This is a genomic window from Frateuria sp. GZRR33, assembly GCF_051900425.1.
Classification (GTDB): Bacteria; Pseudomonadota; Gammaproteobacteria; order Xanthomonadales; family Rhodanobacteraceae; genus Frateuria_A.
Map to the genome: position 1 here is coordinate 14572 of NZ_JBHZGK010000008.1, position 21272 is coordinate 35843.

Sequence of the window (21272 nt, forward strand, 5' to 3'; positions counted from 1 at the left end):
TAGGGGCGGTCCCCCGGCGCTACTTGCGCTGGTCGGCCGTCTTCTCGCGCACCGCGCGGAATTCCGAATCCTTGGACCACTGCGGCCAGGCATCCGAATCGGCGAGCTGGTAGCCCAGCTGGTAGAGCAGCCGCAGATCGTGCGCCATGCCGGTGAAGGTCCAGCTGGCCTGCCATTGGTCCGAGGGCTGGTGGTAGTGCTCGCGGTTGTAGCGCTTGCCCGCGGCCTCGCCGGCCGCCTTGCCGCCCTTGACCAGGTCGTTGCCCGACTCGAACGAGATCGCCGGCACGCCCTGCTTGGCAAAGGAGAAGTGGTCGGAGCGGAAGAAGCTGCCCGCTTCCGGATGAGGATCGGGCGCATAGCTCATGCCGTAGGTCTTGGCCAGGGCGATCAGGCGATCGAGCAGACCGAGCTTCGCGTTGCCGGAGATGGAGAAGTTGCGCGCGGGGCCGCCCGGGTCGAGTGCGTCGGTGTTGATGTCCGCCACGGTCTTCCCGACCGGGTACAGCGGATGCGTGGCGTAGTACTCCGAGCCCAGCAGGCCCTTTTCCTCCGCGGTCACCGCCAGGAAGATCACCGAGCGCTCCGGCCGCGGCGCGTGCGCGAAGGCCCGCCCCAGCTCGATCAGCGCGGCGGTGCCGGTGGCGTTGTCGACCGCGCCGTTGTAGATGCGATCGCCCCTGGCATCGGGTGCGCCCACGCCCAGGTGATCCCAGTGCGCGCTGTAGATCACGGTCTCGTCCGGACGCTTGGCGCCCTCGACGCGGCCGACGATGTTCTGCGAGGTGATCACCTTGGCATCGACGTCGTAGTGCGCCGAGAAGGTGACGCCGTCGAGCGTCACCGGCCTGAAGTCGCGCGTCTGCGCCTGCTTCTTCAGCGCCGCGAAGTCCAGCCCCGCGGCCTTGAACATCTGCACCGCCAGGTCGTGCTGGATCCAGCCCTCGAGCGTCGGGTGCTCCGCGGCCGGTTTGTCGCGCACGATGTCGAATTGCACGTTGGTGTTGGAGTTCTTCACCGTGGCCCAGCCGTAGGAGGCCGGCGCGGTTTCGTGCACCACCAGCATGCCCAGCGCGCCCTGGCGGGCGGCTTCCTCGTACTTGTAGGTCCAGCGGCCGTAGTAGGTCATGGCCTTGCCGCCGAAATCGCCCCGGCCGCTCTCGAAGTCGGGGTCGTTGACCAGCACCACGCCGATCTTGCCCTTGAGGTCGACGCCCTTGAAATCGTCCCAATTCCGCTCGGGTGCGTCGACGCCGTAGCCGACGAACACCAGCGGCGCTTGGTTGATGTCGACCTTGCGGCTACCGTCCATCGATGCGCGCACGGCGATCTGCTCGCCCTGGGCCAGCGGGATGTTCCTGCCGTCCTCGCTCAGCGAGAAGTCGGGCGTGCCGACGATTTCGAACCGGCCCAATGGCACCGGCTGCGTCCAGGTCCGCTTGCCCTCGACGATCGCGCCACCGGGCTCGAGGCCCGCCGCCTTGAACTGCGCGACCACGTAGTCGACCGTTTTCGTCTCGCCCGGCGTGGCCGGGCCGCGGCCCTCGAAGGCATCGGAGGACAGCGTCCTGACCTCCTGCGACAGGCGGTGCGGGTCGAAGGTGGGAAGGTCGGTGGCCCACGCGGGGCTGGCGAGCGCGGGCACGAGCAGGGCCGCGGCGATGGCGTAAGCGAGGGATCGGTTCAAGGCGAGCACCTTTGCGAGGGGACACCCCTTGCATGGTAGGCAGGCTGGCGGCAGATTCCTACCGCCCCTGAAGCGCTCGCTTCAAGCGAGGGAGCGGAGCGCGGGCGAGGCACCCTACCCGCCGATGACCGCGCGCACCTTGCGCTCCAGCTCGTCGTCGCGGAACGGCTTCTGCACCACGCGCTCCTCGCCGACGCCGGCCAGCGCGGTCTGGTCGGCGTAGCCGGTGACGAACAGCACCGGCAATTCCGGCCGGCGCGCGCGCGCCTGCTGGGCGACCTCCACGCCGTTCATGCCGGGCATGGCGAAGTCCGCGACCAGCAGGTCCACCTGCGCCGAGCGGTCGAGCAGATCCAGCGCTGCGCCTCCGGAACCGGCCTCCAGCACCTCGAAGCCGAGCTGGCGCAGCCGCGCGGCGGTGACGTCGCGAACCGCGCTGTCGTCGTCTACCAGCAAGGCGAAACGTCGCTGCGCCAGCGGCTCGGCATGGGCGTGGTTGTCGGGCGCCGCCTCGCTCACGGCCGCGCCCGCATACGCGCGCGGCAGGTAGACCCGCACCGTGGTGCCCGCACCGGACCGGCTTTCGATGCGCACACCCCCGCCGGACTGCTGCGCAAAGCCGAGCACCTGCGCCAGCCCCAGGCCGGAGCCCTTGCCCACGGCCTTGGTGGTGAAGAACGGCTCGAACGCGCGCGCGCGCACCTCTTCACTCATGCCGGTGCCGGTGTCGGTCACCGAGATGGCCACGTAGTCGCCCGGCGGCGGTTCGCCCGGTTGCCGCGGTTCCGCGGCGAGCGTGGCATTGGCTGTCTCGATGGTGAGGCTGCCGCCCACCGGCATGGCGTCGCGCGCATTGATCGCGAGATTGAGGATCACCAGCTCGATCTGGGTCGGGTCGACCAGCGCGCTCCACAACGCCGGCTGGAGGTGGGCCGCCACCGCGACGCTGCCGCCCATGGTGCTGCGCAGCAGCTCGCTCATGCCCTGGACGGTGCCGTTGAGGTCGACCACCTTGGGCTCCAGCCGCTGCCGGCGGGAGAACGCGAGCAACTGCGAAGTCAGCGTGGCGCCGCGCAACGCGGCCTGGCGCATCAGTTCCAGCCGGCGGCGCACTTTCGGCTCGTCGACCGACATCTCGATCAGGTCCAGGTTGCCCAACACGATGGTGAGCAGGTTGTTGAAGTCGTGCGCGACACCGGAGGTGAGCTGGCCGACCGCCTCCAGCCGCTGCATCTGGCGCAGCGTCGCCTCGACCCGTTCGCGCCCTTCGATCTGGTTGCGCAGCTGGCGGTTGGCCGCCTCCAGTTCGTGCGCGGCAAGCTTTTCCTGGGTGACGTCGCGGCCGACCGCGTAGATGCGGTCATGCTCGGCCACTGCCGTCCAGGCGATCCAGCGCCAGCCGCCGTGTTCGCAGCGCATGCGGTTCTCGAACGGCGGCGCCTGGTGCCCCCGGCGCAGGCAGGCCAGCACGGCGTTGGCCGCCGCGCGATCCTCCGGGTGGATGAAATCCAGGAACGGCCGCGCAAGCAGGGCATCGGTGTCGTAACCGAGGATGCGCGACCAGGACGGGTTGATGACCTTGAAGTAGCCATCGAACCCGGCTACCGCGAACAGGTCGCGGCTGAGCTCGAACACGCGTTCGCGCTCGCGTCCGATCTGCACGGCCGCCTCCTGCAGCGCGCGGTTGCGGTCCTCCAGCGCGGTCCGCTCGCGGTGCGCGCCGGTCACGTCCTGGTTGACTCCGATCATCCGCCGGCGGCCGTCCGAACCGGTGACCGGCGTACCCTTGGACAGGATCCAGCGGGTCTCGCCGCGGACGCGGATGCGGAACTCGATGTCCAGCGGCTGGCCGCTTTCGGTGCTGTGGCGAACCGCCTCGTCCACGGCCACGCGGTCTTCCGGGTAAACGGTGGCGAGCCAGGCTTCGTCCGGTGTGATCCCGGCATCCGGGTCGATCCCGAACAGCACGTACATCTCGGGAGACCAGCTGGCGTCGCCCGACGGCAGCTCCCACTCCCACACGCCGATCCGGCCCACCCGCTGGGCCAGTTGCAGCCGCGCTTCGCTGGCGCGCAGCGCGTCCTCGGCCCGGCGGCGGTCGGTGATGTCCATCAGCACGCCCATCGCGGTCGCCGGCTGGCTGTCCACCACGTGGATCTCCGCGCGCAGCAAGAGCCCACGCTGGTCGCCATCGGGGCGGATGTAGCGGAACTCCGTCTCGATGAAGCGCTCGCCCCGCGCGAGCGCTTCGACCATGCAGGCCTGCACGCGCTCGCGCTCGCCGGGCGGGTAGCCGGCGCGCAGCTGCTCGACCGTCGGCGTGGCGTCCTCGGGAAACCCGAGCAGGCGGTTGAGTTCGGGCGAGCCGACCATGGTTTCGTTGCGCAGGTCCACTTCCCACACGGCCATGCGCCCGGCTTCGATGGCCAGGTGCAACCGCGCCTGGCTGGCTTCCAGCGCCGCGCGAAGTTGCCGCCATTCGCTGACGTCCTGCAGCGTGCCGATGTAACGCACCGCGCGCACTTCGCCGTCGACCGCCGCAAACATCGCCTCGCCATGGGCCACCACCCAGCGCACCTGGCCGTCCGGATGTACCACGCGGTACTCGTAGGGCACGCTCTCGCGGACCTGCGGGTCGAGCGCGCGCAGCAACATGCCGTGCGTGCGCGGCAGGTCGTCGGGATGGGTGCATGCCTGCAGCTGTTCGAGCCGCAGCGGCCCGTCGCCCGGCGGCAGGCCGCAGATCTCGCGGGCACGGGGCGAGTAGACGAAGGTGTTGTCCCGCAGGTTCCAGTCCCAGATGCCCAGCCGGGCCGCGCGCGCTGCCAGCTCCAGGCGCGCCTCGCTGCCAAAAGGCAACTCGGCGCGCGCCTGGGTGGAGATCGGACCCGCGCGATGTTGCATGGCAAATCCTCGTACCTGCGGCCAGCGAAGGCACTTTAGCGCACGCCGGGCACGGCGACGTGAGGTTCTCCCGCGCCGACGTGGAACTTCGCAAGTGGCTTCAGCGCACCGGCAGCGGCCGGACGCGAAGCGATGGGCCGCGGCCCGCCCGGAAGCTCACCTGGACCGTTCCGCCATGCCGAGCTGGCCGGCCGCGTCGCCGATGGCCCGGTGGAGGTCGCGCTTGGTGAAGGGCTTGCTCAGCCGCACCAGGTCCGGGATCGGCGTCCCGGGGAGCTCGGCATAGCCTGAGGCGAGCACGATCGGCAGGCCCGGGACGCGCTCGCGCAATGACTTGGCCAGGCGGGTGCCGGTCATGCCGGGCATCGCCTGGTCGGTGATCACCACATCGACCTCGCCGCCCGCATCGACGTACGCCAGCGCCTCCTCGGCCGAACGCACCGCCTGGACGGCATGACCGAGGTCCTCGGCCATCGCCATCGTGCTCAGCAGTACGAGATCGTCGTCGTCGACGATCAGCAGCGAGAGCGGCTCGCCGGCGTGCAAGGTTCCATTGCCGTCTTCGCTGGATTCGGCGGTCGCGACCGACTCGGCCTTCGTGGTGGCCACCGGCAACCAGATCTCGACCGTGGTGCCCTTGCCCGGCTGGCTCTGCAGCAGCAGGCGCCCGCCCGATTGCTCGGCCAGGCCGTAGGTCATCGACAGGCCCAGGCCGGTGCCCTTGCCGACGCCCTTGGTGGTGAAGAAGGGCTCGGTGGCGCGCTGCAGCGTGGCCTCGTCCATGCCCTGGCCTTCGTCGGCCACCCACAGGCAGACGTACTCGCCGTGCGGGAGTCCGGTCGAATGGCCGTCGCCCACGTGCTCGCTGCGCGCACCGATTTCCAGCCGGCCGCCCAGCGGCATGGCATCGCGGGCATTGACCGCGAGGTTGAGCAGCGCCAGCTCCAGCTGGTTGGGGTCGATCAGCACCCGCGGAAGCTGCAGCGGGAAACTCGTGCCGATGCGGATCTCCGGGCCGAGCGAGCGGCGGATCAGTTCGGCCATGCCATGCACGAGCAGCGGTACGTCGACCGGACGCGGGTGCAATTCCTGCCGTCGCGCGAAGGCCAGCATGCGCTGGGTCAGTGCAGCGCCGCGCTGCGCGCCGGCCATCGCGTTGTCCAGCAGCAGTTGCGGACGCGGCGCCGGAGGCAGCCACTTGCGCAACAGCTCCAGATTACCCATCACGGCCATCAGCAGGTTGTTGAAGTCGTGCGCCACGCCACCGGTCAGGTGGCCGATGGATTCGGATTTCTGCGCCTGGAAGAGCGCCTCGCGCGCGGCCGCCAGCTCTTCCTCGGCGCGCTTCTTCTCGGTCACGTCGCGGGTGATCTTGGCAAAACCGACGACCCGGCCCTCGGCATCGGTCAGCCGGTCGATCACCACGTGTGCGAAGAACAGCGAACCGTCCTTGCGCCTGCGCCATCCCTCGCCTTCGTAGACGCCCTGGGTGCGCGCGACGGCCAGGTTGCGCGACGGCTTGCCGGCGCTGGCGTCCTCGTCGGCATAGAAATGGCTGAAATGCTTGCCCAGGACCTCGTCGGCGCGATAGCCCTTGATGCGCTCGGCCCCGGCATTCCAGCTGGCCACGTGGCCGTCCGGATCGAGCAGGTAGATCGCGTAGTCGCGCACGCCCTGCACGAGCAGGCTGAACTGCTGCTCGTTGCTGCCGAGCATGCCGTCGGCCTGGTGGGGCCAGGGAATGTCGCGGGCCAGATACGCGTAACCCTCCAGCTCGCCCGTCTTGTCCCGCACGGCTTCGAGGATGGATCGCGTCCACACCCGCTGGTCGTGCTTGCCCAGGCGCCAGCCGGTCTCTTCGTCGCGCCCCTCGTCCCTGGCCGCCTTGAGCGCCTGGTCGGGCAGCCCCGCGGAGCGGCTCTCGGGGGTGTGCAGCGTCGCGAACGGCTGGCCGACGATCTCGCCGGCGGCGTAGCCGAAGATGCGTTCGGCCCCCGCGTTCCAGCTGGCGATGCGACCCTGCGGATCGAGGAAAACCAGGGCAAGCGCATCGAGCGCCTGCATCATCCGGCTGTAGTTTTCCCCACCTGTCGACATGCTTACCTCTTGAACCGAACAACCTTCCACTGCCGCAGGCAGACGGCGGATTATGGGGCCTTCCCTCATCCGTGCCGTGAATGCCTACCCCGCGACCTGGGCCCGCTCCAGCGCCGCCACATGGCGCTCCAGACGCGGCCCCAGGTAGCAGTGCGAACCGCAGGGCAGCAGCCCCGCCTGCGCAAACTGCCGAAGGTACCAAGCGGGCGGCCGCGAGAAAAAGCCCTCGCGGTCGCCGACCACGTCGTCCCGACTGGTGAACACCTCCAGGAACGCCACGCCCTCGAGCATCTCGCCGATGCCGGCCAGGCCGGCGCGGATCTCCGCCGGCCGCAGGTAATGCAGCACGTCGGTGCACACGATCAGGTCGAAGCGCTCCTCGAAGCGCAGGTGCTCGAGCTGGCCGAAGCGCGCCAGCCCCACGTTGCGGCTGCGCCCGTAGCGGGCCACCACGTAGGCGCTCGCATCCAGCCCGCGATACGCCACGCCCGGGCGCAGGGCGCGCAGCGGCGCGCGCCAGGGCGCCTCGCCGCAACCGACGTCCAGCACGTTGCGCAGCGGGCGACCCAGGTAGTACTCGGCCTGCGCGACCGCCAGCGCCACCTTGCGCTTGAGCTCGGCGGCCGAGGCGACGGCGTGGCGCGGGTCGCGGTACCACTTGTCGAAATAGGCGCGGTCGTAGGTCTTGGACATGGGCTGGCGGCTGGAGAAAACGCCCATGGTACGGCCTGGCAATCACCCGACGCATACATAGGGCACTCCAGCATTTTTGCAACCGCCCCACCTGGAGCCCGCGCCATGTCCATGATCCGCCTGCGCCTGATCGGCAACCGCGATGCCGCCGATTCGATCATCACCATGCTGCACGGCATCGACGGCATCGAGCACGTCGAGGAGATCGAGGACATGATGCTGGGCGTGCGCGACGATTCCAGCTCGGCCAATCTCGTGGACGACAGCGAAGGCCGGGTCTTCATGGTCGAGGTCGATGCCCCGGACGACATGCGCGCCGACGCCGTGCGGGTGGTCGCCGAGGCCGAGGCACGGCGACTGGATGCCGGCCTCGAGATCGTCGACGGCGAGGACTTCTGACGGTAGGGTGGGCTTCAGCCCACCGGCACAACCCGTCGCGCGGTCCGGTGGGCTGAAGCTCACCCACCACCCCCGACCTGGCCCACGCGCCAGGTGCAGCGAAGCTCCCTGTACGGTGGGCTGAAGCCCACCCTACGTGCTCTGCGCGATGCTCAGCCGCGCACCAGCAGGTGCCGCGCGACCTGTCCGTGCATGCGGCCCAGCCCACGTGCCAGGTGCAGCGTGGCGAACAGCAGCAGCACACCCAGCACGCACAGCGCGATCGCATCGCCCCAGCCCGGCACGTGCTGGCCGAAGCCCCAGTCGATGTTTCTTCAGATGGCCGACCCGATCGTCCACGCGCTTGCCTGCACTGCCACTTGGGTTGGAGTGCAGGTTAGTGCGAAGTTCGCACTAGTACATGGGCCTGAAGTCACACCCGGTGGCTGCCGCCCCCACGCTCCCTTTCCTGGAACGACCTCGGGGTCAGGCTCGCCCTCGACCGGCGAGCCGTTCGATCGGCACGGATACCCGCACCTCCAGTCCCTCGGGGTGCCAGGTGCGGGTCAGCTCGCCGGCCAGCTGGTCGCGCAGGGTGAGGTCCACCAGCCGGCTGCCGAACCCTGTCCGCTCAGGCTCCTGCACGGCCGGCCCGCCCTGCTCGCGCCAGTGCAGCGCGAAGCGGCCGGTGGAGCGCTCGCCACAGATCCGCACCTTGCCCCCGGGCACGGCGAACGCGCCGTACTTGGCGGCGTTGGTGGCCAGCTCGTGGATCGCCAGGGACAACGGCGTGAGCGCGCGCGGATCGAGCGCGAGGTCGTCGCCGGTCACTTCGATGCGGTCGTATCCCGCCAGCGCGTAAGGCCTGAGCAGGCGGCGGGTGAGGCCCAGCACGGTGGCCTCCTTTTCGACCGGCCTGGCGTCCTGACCCTGCGGGCGCGCGTAGTCGTGAGCCTCGTCCAGGGCCAGCAGGCGGGCGAGCAGTTCGTCGGCGAAGCGGCGGCTTTCGGGGAACTGCCGGACCGTCAGCGCGACCAGGCCCGAGACCACCGCGAAGATGTTCTTGATGCGGTGGCTGAGTTCCTTGCCGGCCAGTTCCAGTTGCTCGGCAGAGGCCTTCTGCTCGTGGATGTCGGTGCAGGTACCCATCCAGCGCAGGATCTGGCCAGCGCCGTTGCGCACCGGATGCGCGCGGCCGAGCACCCAGCGGTAGACGCCCGTGTGGTGGTGCAGGCGGTATTCGATCTCGTAGGGCTCGCCGGTGGCCAGGCTGTGCCGCCAACGGGCGAACGTTCGCTCGCGGTCGGCCGGGTGGAACAGCTCGGCCCAGTCGTCGCCGTCGGTGGTTCCCGGCACCGCGCCGGTGTAGTCGTACCAGCGCTGGTTGAAGAAGTCGTGGTAGCCGTCGGCACTGGCCGTCCAGATGATCTGGTCGACCGAATCGACGATCGCGCGCAGCGACGCCCGGCTCTCCTCCAGCGCCTGTTCGATCCGTTTGTGCTCGGTGATGTCCAGGAACAGCACCACGAACCGGTCGCCGCCGAGGGGATGGGCGCGGGCTTCGTAGACGCGGTCTTCCAGCGCCGGCACCTGCACTTCGAACGCCGACAGTGCGCCGCTGTCGACCACCGCCGCGTAGCGCTGGATCACGCTGGCCGGGAAGCCGGGAATCGCCTGGCTGACCCGTTGCCCGAGCACCGCCTGCGCCGGGTGACCGGTCTGCCGGGTGAACGCCTCGTTGACCTCCAGGAACACGAAGTCCACGACCCGGTCTTCGCTGTCGCGTACCACCTCGCCGATGAAGAAGCCCTCGCGGATGCGGGCGAACAGTTCGCGATAGTGCCCGTTGCCCAGCTCCTCGCCGGCAAGCCCTCCGACACGATCGAGCTGCCCGCCGTCGGGCGGCGGGCGGATGCGGCGCACGCTGTCGGTGGTGTCGTAGACGAACTGGAATGCGCCTACCCGCCTGCCCTCGGCGTTCCGCAGCGGGAGGAACTTCATCTCGTAGCTCCGGCGCTCCCGCGCCGGGTCGCCGAACTCGCCAATCTCGACGAAGCATTCGCCGGCAAGCGCCCGGCTCCAGATGGCGCGAACCGCGGCCTGTTGCGCAGGCAGGTGCGCCAGCAGATCCAGCATCGAATCGCCGCGCCGCGGACGCGAGCCGAAGATGCGCTCGAACTCGTCGGCGCTGGCCTTGTTGATGGCGAGGAAGCGGTACTCGAGGTCGACCACCTGGACCATCGCCCGGTCCGCATCGATGACCTGCTGGAGGATGTCCATGCCGGGAGGCTCAGCCGCCGGTCCGTCGGCGGCACGACCCTGCGGATTCGCCGTTACCCTCGGCTTTGCCTGCTGTCGGATCATCGTGCCATCGCGCCTTCTGTTGGCGTAGGTAAGGTTGTCCGGGACGAGCGCATGCGTTACCTGCCGGCAGAGCAGTCGCTGGCGCGCGCCATGGCAACATGGTCGATCGCGGGTCAAGGACGTGTATGCCCGTGGTGAATCAGCGATTCCGCGGACCGGAGGTACGCCCGTGCTGGAGAAGTTCACTCACCTGCCCCAGCGGGGTGCGGCCATGTCTCGGACCTTCCTTGGCGTTGGCGTCGGCCTCGCCCTGGTACTGGCCGCGTGCTCCGACCTGGAAGGCACCGCGGACGTGCGGGCGCTGAAGGCCGCGGTGGCTCCCCTGCATCTTGACGACCCCGCGCGCGACGTCAGGGCGAATGTGGCGCACCTGGATTTTCGTCCCATCGGGTTGCGCGATCACGGCATCTGCACTGGCTACACCGGCACGGACGCGCGGCTGGTCAAGTTGCAGGCCCGCCTCGGCACGCGGTGCCTGCGGGGGGCGACGCTCCGCCCCGGGTTTCCCGCACATGACCGGCTGGTCTACGCGGCACGCGCCTACGCCCGGGCCTACAACGCGATCCTCGCGGACATGACCGGCGGGCATTTCTCCGTGCGTTTTACGGCCGACGGCCTGACCTGGACGGTGCCTGACCGCTTCCAGGTCCTGCTCCCGCCCACGGGGCGCGGACACAACCGCGATTGGGAAATGTACGCATACTGGGATGGACAGTCGCTCGGTCCCTGTCGGGGGCCGCAGAAGAGTCAACCACCATGCGGCAGCCTTGCATGGATCCTCCCGGGTCCTCGGCATGACGACCCCGGCAGGGACCCAAGCCGGCTATCGAGCAGCCGCCGTGACGGCTCGGACCTCGGGTTCACGTTGACCCCGACCCGCCTGCGCTCGGAACGCTTCCCGGGGCTCAAGTACCTCGGCTCCACGGCCAAGGAGCACTACTTCGCGATGGAGTCGCCTTACATCGGCTATGTCCAGTGCTGGGAAGACAGCGACACGTACATCGTCCCTGCGGTGGACCCCGGCTTGCCGGACAGCCACGAACTGACCTGCTGGACCTCGTTCGAGCTGGCCAACCGCACGGAAGTCAACGTGCAGGTCTGGAACGCCAGCCTGCGCGACGTGGCCCTGCTGTTGACCCGGCTGTACAAGCAGGCCAGGGCCATGACTACCTGACCGGCCCGCGGCCGGATGCGCCGCGCTCAGGTTTCCAGCGCGGCGTTGACCATGCCCGGCAGGGTCTCCAGCGAGAACGGCTTCTGCAGCACCCGATAGACCACCGACTGCAGCGCGGGCGGCAACGGCGACGGCGCGTAGCCGGTCATCAGGATGACCTTCAGCCCCGGGCGCAGGGTGCGCGCGGCTTCGGCGACCTGGTAGCCGTCGATGTCGGGCAGCTTGATGTCGCTCAGCAGCACGTCGATGCGCTGGTCCGACTTCAGCGCCTGCACGCCGGACGTGCCGTCGCTGGCCTCCAGTACGCTGAAGCCGGCGTCCTGCAGGCCTTCCATGACCAGTTCACGCAGGAACGCCTCGTCTTCGACCAGCAGGATGTGGGGGGCGGTGTCTGCAGCAGGCATTACGCTTCCTCGGGGATGGGGTCGCGGGGTGCGCGGGGAAGGATGATGTGGATGGTGGTGCCACGGCCGGGTCGGCTTTCGATGTTCGCCACGCCGTTGGATTGCTCGACGTAACCGAGGATGGTGCTCAGGCCCAGGCCCGTGCCCTTGCCGACCGGCTTGGTGGTGAAGAAGGGATCGAAGGCCTTGCTGCGCACTTCCTCGCTCATGCCCACGCCGGTGTCGACCACGCGCAGGCGCACGTAGTCGCCCGCCTCGAGGGCGTTCACCGGGTGCGCGGCGTCCACGCGCAGGTCGTCGGTGCAAACCGAGATCACGCCCCCGTCCGGCATCGCGTCGCGCGCGTTGATCACCAGGTTGAGGATCGCGTTTTCCATCTGGTTGGAGTCGCACAGCACGGCCCACTGCGAATCCAGCCGGTACTCGATCCGCCAGCTCGAGCCGACCGAATGGTCGAGCAGCGGCTGGATGCTCCCGATCAACTCGTCCAGGTGCAGCGAGCGGGGCGACAGCGGCTGGCGCCGCGCGAAACTGAGCAGGCGCTGGGTGAGGCTGGCGGCACGATCGATGCCGTTCTGCGCCATGTCGAGATAGCGCTGGATCTGTTGATGGCGGGCCTGGCGTTCCTCGAACAGCTCGCGGTCCCGCGCCGGCATCGCGTGCGCTTCCGGGCCGGCGGCCACGCCTGCACGCTCGAGCTGCAGCTCGCGCTCGGTGGCCGGGTCGCTCTGCTGCAGCTGCTTGCTCAGGCGCGCCAGGCTGCCGCGGATGATCATCAGCAGGTTGTTGAAATCGTGCGCGACGCCGCCGGAAAGCTGGCCGATCGCTTCCATTTTCTGGCTCTGGCGCAGCGCTTCCTCGGTGCGCGCGCGATGCTCCATCTCGTCGCTGAGCCGCTGGTTGGCCGTGGCCAGCTCGCGCGCGCGCCGCTCCAGCGCGGCGTTGGCGCGCATCAGCACGCGATGGGCGACCGCCAGCGCGGACAGCATCAGTACGGCCATCAGCGTGAGCAAGGCGACGCCGCTGTAGCGCGCCAGTTGCATGATCATGGGCGTTTGGGCGGCGCGCAGGTACACGCTGCCCACGGTGGTGGTCCCCTGTTGCGCGGGTGCGGCCACCACCATCTGGTCGCGCGGCAGCCGCCCGCCGTTGGCCAGGCTGTCGGCCAGGGGTTCGCTGCCGGGGCGCTGGAAGCCGGCCACCTGGCGGTGCGACTCGTTGTAGACGGCGACCGCGTCCAGGCGCGGATCGAGCATCAGCGCGTTGACATACTCCTGCGCGGTGGCGCGGTCGTTGAATGCGATCGCCGCGGTGACGCTGGCCGCGAGGATCTTGGCCTGTACGGTGAGTTGGCGGCGGTGCTCGGCGTGCGAGGAGTGGTACTGGTAGCCCGCCGCGAGCGCGCCGGCAAGCAGCAGCAGCCCCGCGGCAACCAGCGACATCACGGGCCGGAAGGCGAAGGGCTGGCCGATGACCCGCCGCTTCACGACGCTTCCCTCACGGCCAGCGCCAGGTTGAGCAGCTTGGAGTTGATGGTGATGTGGTTGCGCGCGGCGGCGCCGGTGTCGATCACGAACCGCACGCGCCCCCGTTCGATGACGAACTGGACGATGCCGCCGTCGGCGCGAGGCTCGCTCGAGTCGACCACGGTGAGCACCGGCTTGCCGCTGACCGCTTCGAGCGCCTGCTGCACGGTCTGCGACGAGAGGCGGCTGATGAACACGATCTGGCACTGGCTGTCCGGCGTGACCGTTTCGAGCCGGCGCACCTCGAACGGGTGCGTGCCCAGGCTGCGCCCGGCCACCGCGTGCTGGAGATAATCGTCGAACGGCGCCTCGCCGGCCACGCAGATGCGGAAGGGCTGGTCCGGCGATTCGAACGTGGCCGGTGGCCAGTTGACGAACGGTGCCAGCTTGTAGAGATACGTCGCCTTGACCGCGTACTCCAGCGAAACCTCCGGCTGCGCCTGCTGTCCGGGCTGCGGCGAGGCCTCGCAGGTCGCGCACGCCAGCACCAGCGCGAGCAGGCAGGCCGGCGTGCGTGCACCGAGCCACGCGAGCAGGCCAGCCGTGCGGGGGCGCAAGTCAATGGCTGGGGCGCGGCGGTTGCGGATCGGCATCTCCTGGGGCGTCCGGCCGCGCGTCAGAAGTTCAGGCGCGCGTCGAGCGACACGCCGCGCCCGATACGATTGCCGCCGGGATATGCCTGGTGCCAAGCGTGCAACAGGTTGGAGCCGGAGAGTGACAGCTCCAGCTTGTCGTTCACCAGCCAGCCCAGGCGCAGGTCCAGTTCCACGTAGCCGGGCACCTTCGGGTCGGGCAAGGCGTCGACGCCACGCAGGTCGGCATACAGCGTCCAGCTGTCGGAGAGGTTCATCATCGAGCGGACGAAGCCCTGGTACTCGGGATCGTCGCCCGCCTGCGCCACGCCGAGCAGGCCGCTGGCGCCCGGCTTGAAGCCCAGGTGCTGGCGCTGCGCATCGAAGCCGGCACCCAGCTGCCACCAGTCGCTGATCGCGTAGCTGCCCCAGGCCTCCACGCCGTAGGTGTGGCCTTCCATGCCGTTGCCCCACAGCAAGGGCAGCCCCGTGGGCGAGAGCTCGATCGTCCTCAGGTCGTCGTAGACGTTGTAGTAGACGGACACCGACACGGTCGCGCGGGTGGCTACCTGGCCGCGCCAGCCCGCTTCGTAGGCGGTGAGCTTCTCGCGCTTGAACGACGGGCTGCCGGTCAGGAAAACGACCGGGCCGAGTTTCTCGATCACGTCCTCGTCGAACGGCGTGGGCGTGCGCACGGCGCGCGAGGCGGCGGCCCACAGCAGGGTGCTCGCACCGCTCCAGGACAGCCGCAGGTTCGGCATCAGCGACACGCCCGAGTACGGATCGTCCTCGGCCTTCAGTCCCAGCGTCAGTTGGGTCCGGTCGTTGAGCGCCACCTGGTCCTGCACGAAAGCGTTGGCCAGGTTCTGCGTATCGCGCGCCGGCTCCCACAGCAGCGAACTGGCCTCTCCGATGCGCGGCTTGATGTCGTAGCGATAGATGCGGTCGCCCAGGCCCCACAGCAGATGCTGGCGCTCGCCTACGGCCAGGCTGTGCTGCAATTCGACGTCGAGCGTGTCCAGCGCGAAGCCGCTGCCGCCGTCGCTGCTGTCGCGGCGATGCACGTGATCGTAGTAGGCCTGCAGCTGGACGCCCGAGGTGTCGCTGATGGTGTGCTGCCAGCGTGCCAGCACGTCCGCCTCGGTGTTGCGCGCATCGGAAGCGCCAGGCTGGTCGGTGCGGCCGTCGTGCAGGTCGCCCTGCAGCATCACCGTGTCGACAGGGCTCTTCTCCCAGTCGATGCGGAAGCCGACCTGCGGACTGTTCCAGCCGTTGCGTGCAGGCCGACCGTCGGCGTCGTCCAGTTCGTGGCGGCGCACGTCGCGCGCGTAGACGCGGTAATGCGCATGCGCGCCCAGGGCGCCGCCGTACTGCACGGCCGCGCTGCTTTCCAGGTTGCCCACGCGCACGGCCAGCAGTCCGCCATCGGACTCGGCGCTGCTGCGCGTGATGATGTTGATCACGCCGTTGACCGCGTTGGCGCCCCACAGCGCGCCGCCCGGGCCGCTGATCACCTCGATCCGCTCGATGTTCTCCGGCAGCACGAACTGGTCGTCCCAGTACATGCCCGAGAAGATTGGCGAGTACACGCTGCGGCCGTCGATCATCACCAGCAGCTTGTTCGGGAAATTCTGCGCGACGTTGTTGCCGCTGAAGCCGCGGGCCGTGATGAGGTAGCCGCCCGGGCTGGTCTGGTACACCTCGAGGTTCGGCGCCAGCCGCAGGATGTCCGGCAGGCTCCTGGCGCCTGAGCGCATGATGTCGTCGTGGCTGATCACGTAGACGGCCGCGGGCGCCTTGCTGAGCGACTCGGGGTTCTTCGTCACCGAGGAAACGACGACCTTGCCCAGGTCCTCCAGGGAAAGGCTGCCCAGGTCGGTCGGCTCCTGGGCGGCCGCGCACACCGCGCGGGTGGACAGCGCGAGCAGGGTCATCACGACGGCACCACGCGCAAGCGCACGCACTCCCGCGCTCGTGCTTACGCTTCGACGCGGAAGGAAATCCGGGCAGCGCATCCGGGCCATCCTTACAGGGCAGTTGTCCAACGGCATCTTGTTCTTGGGCGACGATCGGCCTCTGCGGCATTCACTGCCGCGGGCCCGCGCCGAGCTCGGTTCTGTGGCGGACAGTGTACCGATAACCGCGCAGGCGCACCGTGTCCGCGCGCAAGGATGGCAGTGCCGGCGTGGATTACTTCACCTCGCCGCCGGCGAGCATCCCCGCGAACCAGCGGATGGAAGGCGCGCCGATGTAGTGCGCCCAGGTGTCGATGCCACGGACCATCGCTTCGCTGTCGCCTCCGAACGACTGCAGATAGGCGGCCGCCGTGCCGAACTGCCGGCTGCGCGCCTGCAGGTCGCGCGCGTTGCGCAGGGTCGCGCGGATCTTCTTGGGATTGCGGATCATGCCCTCGGCGGCCAGCAGGTCGTCCAGGCGGTCGTCCGGCCAGGCGGCGACCGTCGCCAGCGCGAAGTCCGCGAAGGCGCGGCGGATGGCGGGCCAGCGCGCGCGGACCACGGCCGGCCGGAAGCGGGCCTGGAACACGGCGGCGGTGAGCAGCTCGAAGATCTCATCGTCGCTGCAGGCCGGTCGGCCGCCCAACGGATTCCAGCCTTCGACGACCGCGAGCGTCATGGCGGATCGGTCCTGCGCGCGGCCCGCGCGCAGGACCCTGCAATGGCGTCAGGCGGCCAGCGAGGCGTTGTCGATCACGAAGCGGTACTTCACGTCGCTGCGCTGCATGCGGTCGTAGGCCTCGTTGATCTGCTGCGCGGGGATCATCTCGATGTCCGCGACGATGCCGTGCTCGGCGCAGAAATCGAGCATCTCCTGGGTCTCGGCGATGCCGCCGATCAGCGAACCGGCAATCGAGCGGCGGCCGAAGATCAGGTTGCCGACGCTGGGGCTCGGATGCGCATGCTCGGGCACACCGACCAGGCACAGCGTGCCGTCGCGCCTGAGCAGGCGGGTGTAGGCGTCCAGGTCGTGGCTGGCCGCCACGGTGTTGAGGATGAAATCGAAGCTGCCGGCATGTTTGGCCATGTCGTCGGGGTTCTTGGAGATCACCACTTCGTCGGCGCCCAGGTCCATGGCGTCCTGCCGCTTGGATTCGGAGGTGGTGAAGGCGACCGTGTGCGCGCCCATCGCATGGGCCAGCTTGATACCCATGTGGCCCAGGCCGCCGATACCGACGATGCCGACCTTCTTGCCCGGACCCGCGCCCCAGTGGCGCAGCGGCGAGTAGGTGGTGATGCCGGCGCACAGCAGCGGCGCGACCGCGGCGAGCTGGTCTTCGGGGTGCCGGATCTTCAGCACGAAACGGTCACTGACCACGATCTGCTGCGAGTAGCCGCCCAGCGTGTGGCCGGGCGCGTCCGGCGTCTTGCCGTTGTAGGTGCCGGTGAAGCCGTTCTCGCAGAACTGCTCCAGCCCTTCCCCGCAGGATGCGCAGTGCTGGCAGCTGTCGACCAGGCAGCCGACGCCGACGGTGTCGCCGACCTTGAAGCCGGTGACCTCGCTGCCGACCGCGCTGACGTGGCCGACGATCTCGTGGCCGGGCACGCAGGGGTACAGCGTGCCGGCCCACTCGGAGCGGACCGTGTGCAGGTCCGAGTGGCACACGCCGCAATAGGCGATGTCGATCTGCACGTCGTGCGGGCCGGGCTGGCGACGCTCGATATCGATCGCTTCGAGCGGCTTGTCGCTGGCGTGGGCACCGTAGGCTTTGGTCTTCATGGTGTGGTCCTGTGCAGGTGGAAAGAAGGTGGCGACCGGATCGCGGCAACAAAGCGCCTGCGCTCGCAGCGTGGATGGATGGTCGGGCGCTGGCCGTCGAGCGCCAGCGCTGGGGTTCGCGAACGCCGATGACTCAATCGGCGGCAGCGGGCCCGGCGGTTGCCAATTCACCAGTGTGCGGGTGCCGGCCGTAGCTGGTTAGTCGGCGTCGTGGACATGCACCCATGACGCTGGCTCACGAATCCGGAGCCATGACCGGCCGACGTACCCGGTTTGTATGGGCAACGCGTGGATGCTTCAACCGTCGTCGGCCGCAGCAGGCCGCGTCGGGACCATCCACGCTTGACGGGCAGATCTCATTTCGATATTTTCGGAACTATGGAAATCAAAGCCGCCCTTGCCGCACTGAGCGCCCTCGGCCACGAATCGCGCCTGGCCGCTTTCCGCCGACTGGTACAAGCCGGCCCCGAAGGCCTGTCGGTGGGCGAACTGCGCGAGCACCTGGAACTGGCGCCGGCCACGCTCAGCGCACACCTCAACGTACTGCGCGCCGCCGGACTGGTGATCGACCGGCGCGAAGGGCGGGTGATCCGCGTACGCGCCGACTACGCGCAGATGGACGCCCTGCTCGCCTACCTCACCGAAAACTGCTGCGCCGGCTCCACGGACTGTGGTCCGGCCCGGTCCTGCAAGCCACGCCGCAAGGACACCTGACGCCATGAACCGCTTCCACGTGCACCTCAATGTCGCCGACCTGGCGAGCAGCGTCCGCTTCTACACCGCGCTGTTCGGCGCCGAACCGACCGTGCGCAAGGACGACTACGCCAAGTGGATGGTCGAGGACCCGCGCGTCAATTTCGCCATCTCCAGCACCGGTCGCGAGCCGGGCATCGACCATCTGGGCATCCAGGCCGACAGCGGCGACGCGCTGGCGGCGCTCGGCCAGCGGCTGGACGCCGCCGGTGGCGCGCTCGTGCCGGAGGAAGCGACCGTCTGCTGCTACGCCCGCTCGGACAAGCTGTGGACCGAAGACCCGCAAGGCACGCGCTGGGAAACCTTCCACACCCTGGGCGAGGCGACCACCTACTACGCCGGCGAGGCGCCCTGCGCGACCGATGGCGCCACTTGCAGCCCGGACCTGCGGGCGGTGAAACCGAAAGTCGCCAAGGGCGCGTCCTGCTGCGCCGCGGACTCCGGCTGCTGCTGAGCGCATGAGCCTGCCCATGAAAAAACGCGTCCTGTTCGTCTGCGTCGAGAACGCCAACCGCAGCCAGATGGCGGAAGCCTTCGCGCGCATCCATGGCGGCGAGGCTGTCGAGGCCTGCAGCGCCGGCTCGGCACCTTCCGGGCGCATCAACCCGCGCGCGGTGCAGTTCATGGCGGAACTCGGGTATGACCTCGCCAGCCATGCCTCCAAGTCGCTGGACACGGTCGTGGGCGATTTCGATGCGGTGGTCACCATGGGCTGCGGCGACCGCTGCCCGTGGATACCCGCGCGCCGGCGCGAGGACTGGAACCTGCCCGACCCGAAAGACCTGGACGATGGGGGCTATCGCGCGGTGCGCGACGAGATTTCCACCCGCGTGCAAGCGCTGCTGGCGTCGCTCTGAACATGCTGGTGCGCAAGCTTCTGGCCGAGTTCATCGGCACCGCACTGCTGCTCGCCACCGTGGTCGGTTCGGGGATCATGGGCCTGATGCTTTCGCCAGGGAACACCGGGGTGGCCCTGCTCGCCAACGCGGCGGCAACGGCCGCGGCGCTCTACGTCCTCATCGTGCTGTTCGGGCCGATCTCCGGCGCGCACTTCAACCCGGCCGTAACCCTTGCCATGTGGCTGCGTGGCGAACTGCGTGCCCGTGAGGCCCTGGCCTACGTGCTCGTGCAGGTCGCGGCCGCCATCTTCGGCGTGCTGCTCGCGCACGCCATGTTCGACCTGCCGCTGCTGCAGCCGGGCACGCATGCGCGAACCGGCGCCGCGCAATGGTTGAGCGAGGGCGTGGCGGCCTTCGGCCTGCTCTTGACCATCCTGCTCGGGATGCGGCATCGACCGGCGGCGGTGCCGGCACTGGTGGCCAGCTACATCTTCGCGGCGTACTGGTTCACCGCGAGCACGTCCTTCGCCAACCCGGCGGTCACCCTGGCCCGTTCGCTGACGCGCACGTTCGCGGGCATCCGCCCCGTGGATGTCTCCGGGTTCGTGCTGGCGCAGGTCGTCGGTGCCCTCGCTGCCGTTCTGGTGGCCGCGAAGCTGGACTCTCCCACGGGCGGTTGAATCCGACGGGACGCTTCCTGGACGTGTGTCTTTGGCGCTTCCCGCAGGCCAGACAAGAACGCCCGCTTGTTATTGAAAAGTGGACGAAATTGTCTACGCCAAATGCCACGAACGCCTAGCGGATGCTTAACGGGAGCTGTGTTGCAGTTCGCCCCGAGTACGCCGATTCCCCGAGGTGAATGCCATGCACGACGCACTCGACATCCGCACCGCTCCCCGGCGCCGTGCCGACACGTCCACCGCGGCAAGGGCACGTCGTCCAGGCACCCGCCGGCGGTTCGCGCGGGAAGCGTTCGATGACTGGGACAGCTCCCGCCACCGCGCGCTTGCGCCGGCCTGATCCGGCGTAACCGCTCCCCGGGGGAAACACATCACCACGCCAGCCGGCGGCCCCGCCGCAGGAACGGGTGTCTGCGCCTGGGGCGAGGACATCGCGTGCCACAGCCATCGTTCGTCAGGGAGATTCCATGAAGAAGCTGATTGCGATCTGCGCCGTGCTCGGCGCGCTGGCCGCGGGCACCGCGGCGGCGAAGACCGTGACCCTGCTCAACGCGTCCTACGACCCGACGCGCGAGCTCTACCGTGACGCCAACGCCGCCTTCGCCGCGCAATGGAAGGCGCAGCATGGCGACAGCGTGACCATCCGCATGTCCCACGGCGGCTCCGGCAAGCAGGCGCGCGCGGTCGTGGACGGCCTGCCGGCCGACGTGGTGACGCTGGCGCTGGCGCACGACATCGACGTGCTGGCCGATCGTGGCCTGATGCCCGCCAACTGGCAGCAGCGGCTGCCCGACAACAGCGCGCCCTACACCTCGACCATCGTGTTCCTGGTGCGCAAGGGCAACCCGAAGAAGATCCGCGATTGGTCCGACCTGGTGCGCCCGGGCGTGCAGGTGATCACGCCCAACCCCAAGACCTCCGGCGGCGCGCGCTGGAACTTCCTGGCCGCCTGGGGCTACGCGCTCAAGCAGCCCGGCGGCAACGAGGCCAGGGCGAAGGCCTTCGCACACGAGTTGTACAAGCACGTGCCGGTGCTGGACACCGGTGCGCGCGGCGCCACCAACACCTTCGTCCAGCGCGGCATCGGCGACGTGCTGCTGGCATGGGAGAACGAGGCGATCCTCGCCCGGCAGGAAATCGGCGGCGCGGACGTCGAGATCGTGGTGCCATCGATGAGCATCCTGGCCGAGCCCACGGTGGCGGTCGTCGACCGCAACGTCGACAAGCACGGCACCCGCGCCGTGGCCGAGGCCTACCTGAGGTTCCTCTACTCGCCGCAGGGCCAGGAGATCGCGGCGAAGAACCACTATCGCCCGCGCTCGCCGCAGGTGATGGCGAAGTACGCCGACCAGTTCCCGAAGGTCCACCTGTTCACGCTGAAGGACATGTTCGGCAACTGGGACCAGGCGAACAGCAAATTCTTCGCCGACCGCGCGATCTTCGACCAGATCGGCCCGGGGACCTGA

Annotated in this window: 19 protein-coding genes and 1 pseudogene; 8 read left to right on the forward strand and 12 right to left on the reverse strand. The window is 69.2% G+C overall.

The genetic code is table 11. From position 1 onward, the window contains the following. Window positions 1–19: 19 nt before the first annotated feature. The 4 genes from ACFWZU_RS11515 to ACFWZU_RS11530 form a co-directional block, all read right to left on the reverse strand. On the reverse strand, window positions 20–1687 hold the full coding sequence (locus ACFWZU_RS11515) for a M28 family metallopeptidase (protein WP_439701656.1): 1668 nt from the start codon (window positions 1685–1687) through the stop codon (window positions 20–22). Window positions 1688–1801: 114 nt separating this feature from the next. Further along, window positions 1802–4591, reverse strand: a complete 2790-nt coding sequence (locus tag ACFWZU_RS11520) for a PAS domain-containing protein (RefSeq protein ID WP_439701657.1) — start codon at window positions 4589–4591, stop codon at window positions 1802–1804. A 156-nt stretch (window positions 4592–4747) separates the two neighbouring features. Further along, window positions 4748–6688 (reverse strand): PAS domain S-box protein, encoded by a 1941-nt coding sequence (locus ACFWZU_RS11525; protein ID WP_439701658.1) that lies wholly within the window; start codon window positions 6686–6688, stop codon window positions 4748–4750. Window positions 6689–6772: 84 nt separating this feature from the next. Continuing rightward, window positions 6773–7381, reverse strand: coding sequence for a class I SAM-dependent DNA methyltransferase (locus ACFWZU_RS11530; protein ID WP_439701659.1), 609 nt, complete (start codon window positions 7379–7381; stop codon window positions 6773–6775). 105 nt (window positions 7382–7486) lie between these two features. Here ACFWZU_RS11530 and ACFWZU_RS11535 point away from each other — a divergent pair, with 105 nt between their 5' ends. After that, entirely contained in the window at window positions 7487–7780 is a 294-nt protein-coding gene (locus ACFWZU_RS11535) for a hypothetical protein (protein WP_439701660.1), read from the forward strand. Window positions 7781–7932: 152 nt separating this feature from the next. Here the strand turns inward: ACFWZU_RS11535 and ACFWZU_RS11540 are convergent. Continuing rightward, window positions 7933–8088 (reverse strand): annotated as a pseudogene (locus ACFWZU_RS11540) (sensor domain-containing protein); the annotation flags it as partial. Window positions 8089–8245: 157 nt separating this feature from the next. Next, window positions 8246–10039, reverse strand: coding sequence for a PAS domain-containing protein (locus ACFWZU_RS11545; protein ID WP_439701661.1), 1794 nt, complete (start codon window positions 10037–10039; stop codon window positions 8246–8248). A gap of 253 nt (window positions 10040–10292) precedes the next feature. On the opposite strand from ACFWZU_RS11545, the gene ACFWZU_RS11550 reads away from it, so the two are divergent. After that, a complete protein-coding gene (locus ACFWZU_RS11550; RefSeq protein WP_439701662.1) occupies window positions 10293–11297 on the forward strand; it encodes a hypothetical protein in 1005 nt (334 codons plus the stop codon). Between the two features lie 26 nt (window positions 11298–11323). Here the strand turns inward: ACFWZU_RS11550 and ACFWZU_RS11555 are convergent, their stop codons facing one another. The 6 genes from ACFWZU_RS11555 to ACFWZU_RS11580 all read right to left on the reverse strand — a co-directional run bounded on the left by ACFWZU_RS11555 (window position 11324) and on the right by ACFWZU_RS11580 (window position 17534). Then, the gene (locus ACFWZU_RS11555) at window positions 11324–11701 is read right to left on the reverse strand and encodes a response regulator (RefSeq protein WP_439701663.1); all 378 of its coding nucleotides are present in this window, start codon (window positions 11699–11701) and stop codon (window positions 11324–11326) included. After that, complete coding sequence (locus ACFWZU_RS11560) at window positions 11701–13188, reverse strand: sensor histidine kinase (protein ID WP_439701664.1); 1488 nt, start codon at window positions 13186–13188, stop codon at window positions 11701–11703. Before ACFWZU_RS11560 ends, ACFWZU_RS11555 begins: the two co-directional genes overlap by 1 nt. After that, a complete protein-coding gene (locus tag ACFWZU_RS11565) occupies window positions 13185–13784 on the reverse strand; it encodes a YfiR family protein (protein WP_439701665.1) in 600 nt (199 codons plus the stop codon). Before ACFWZU_RS11565 ends, ACFWZU_RS11560 begins: the two co-directional genes overlap by 4 nt. Window positions 13785–13843: 59 nt before the next feature. Continuing rightward, entirely contained in the window at window positions 13844–15733 is a 1890-nt protein-coding gene (locus ACFWZU_RS11570; protein ID WP_439701780.1) for a TonB-dependent receptor domain-containing protein, read from the reverse strand. A 256-nt stretch (window positions 15734–15989) separates the two neighbouring features. Continuing rightward, on the reverse strand, window positions 15990–16433 hold the full coding sequence (locus tag ACFWZU_RS11575; protein ID WP_439701666.1) for a DNA-3-methyladenine glycosylase I: 444 nt from the start codon (window positions 16431–16433) through the stop codon (window positions 15990–15992). A 48-nt stretch (window positions 16434–16481) separates the two neighbouring features. Beyond that, window positions 16482–17534 carry an NAD(P)-dependent alcohol dehydrogenase gene (locus ACFWZU_RS11580; RefSeq protein WP_439701667.1) on the reverse strand — a complete coding sequence of 351 codons (1053 nt, stop codon included), beginning with the start codon at window positions 17532–17534 and terminating at the stop codon, window positions 16482–16484. A 378-nt stretch (window positions 17535–17912) separates the two neighbouring features. Between ACFWZU_RS11580 and ACFWZU_RS11585 the strand changes: the two genes are divergently transcribed. From ACFWZU_RS11585 to ACFWZU_RS11610, 6 genes are all read left to right on the forward strand, one after another. Then, window positions 17913–18248, forward strand: coding sequence for an ArsR/SmtB family transcription factor (locus ACFWZU_RS11585; RefSeq protein WP_439701668.1), 336 nt, complete (start codon window positions 17913–17915; stop codon window positions 18246–18248). Between the two features lie 4 nt (window positions 18249–18252). After that, window positions 18253–18741 (forward strand): ArsI/CadI family heavy metal resistance metalloenzyme, encoded by a 489-nt coding sequence (locus ACFWZU_RS11590; RefSeq protein ID WP_439701669.1) that lies wholly within the window; start codon window positions 18253–18255, stop codon window positions 18739–18741. A 16-nt stretch (window positions 18742–18757) separates the two neighbouring features. Then, a complete protein-coding gene (locus ACFWZU_RS11595) occupies window positions 18758–19144 on the forward strand; it encodes an arsenate reductase ArsC (protein ID WP_439701670.1) in 387 nt (128 codons plus the stop codon). A 2-nt stretch (window positions 19145–19146) separates the two neighbouring features. Continuing rightward, window positions 19147–19806, forward strand: coding sequence for an aquaporin (locus ACFWZU_RS11600; protein WP_439701671.1), 660 nt, complete (start codon window positions 19147–19149; stop codon window positions 19804–19806). A 184-nt stretch (window positions 19807–19990) separates the two neighbouring features. After that, window positions 19991–20146: a hypothetical protein gene (locus ACFWZU_RS11605; protein WP_439701672.1), complete on the forward strand. Its 156-nt coding sequence runs from the start codon at window positions 19991–19993 to the stop codon at window positions 20144–20146. A gap of 127 nt (window positions 20147–20273) precedes the next feature. Then, a complete protein-coding gene (locus ACFWZU_RS11610; RefSeq protein ID WP_439701673.1) occupies window positions 20274–21272 on the forward strand; it encodes a sulfate ABC transporter substrate-binding protein in 999 nt (332 codons plus the stop codon).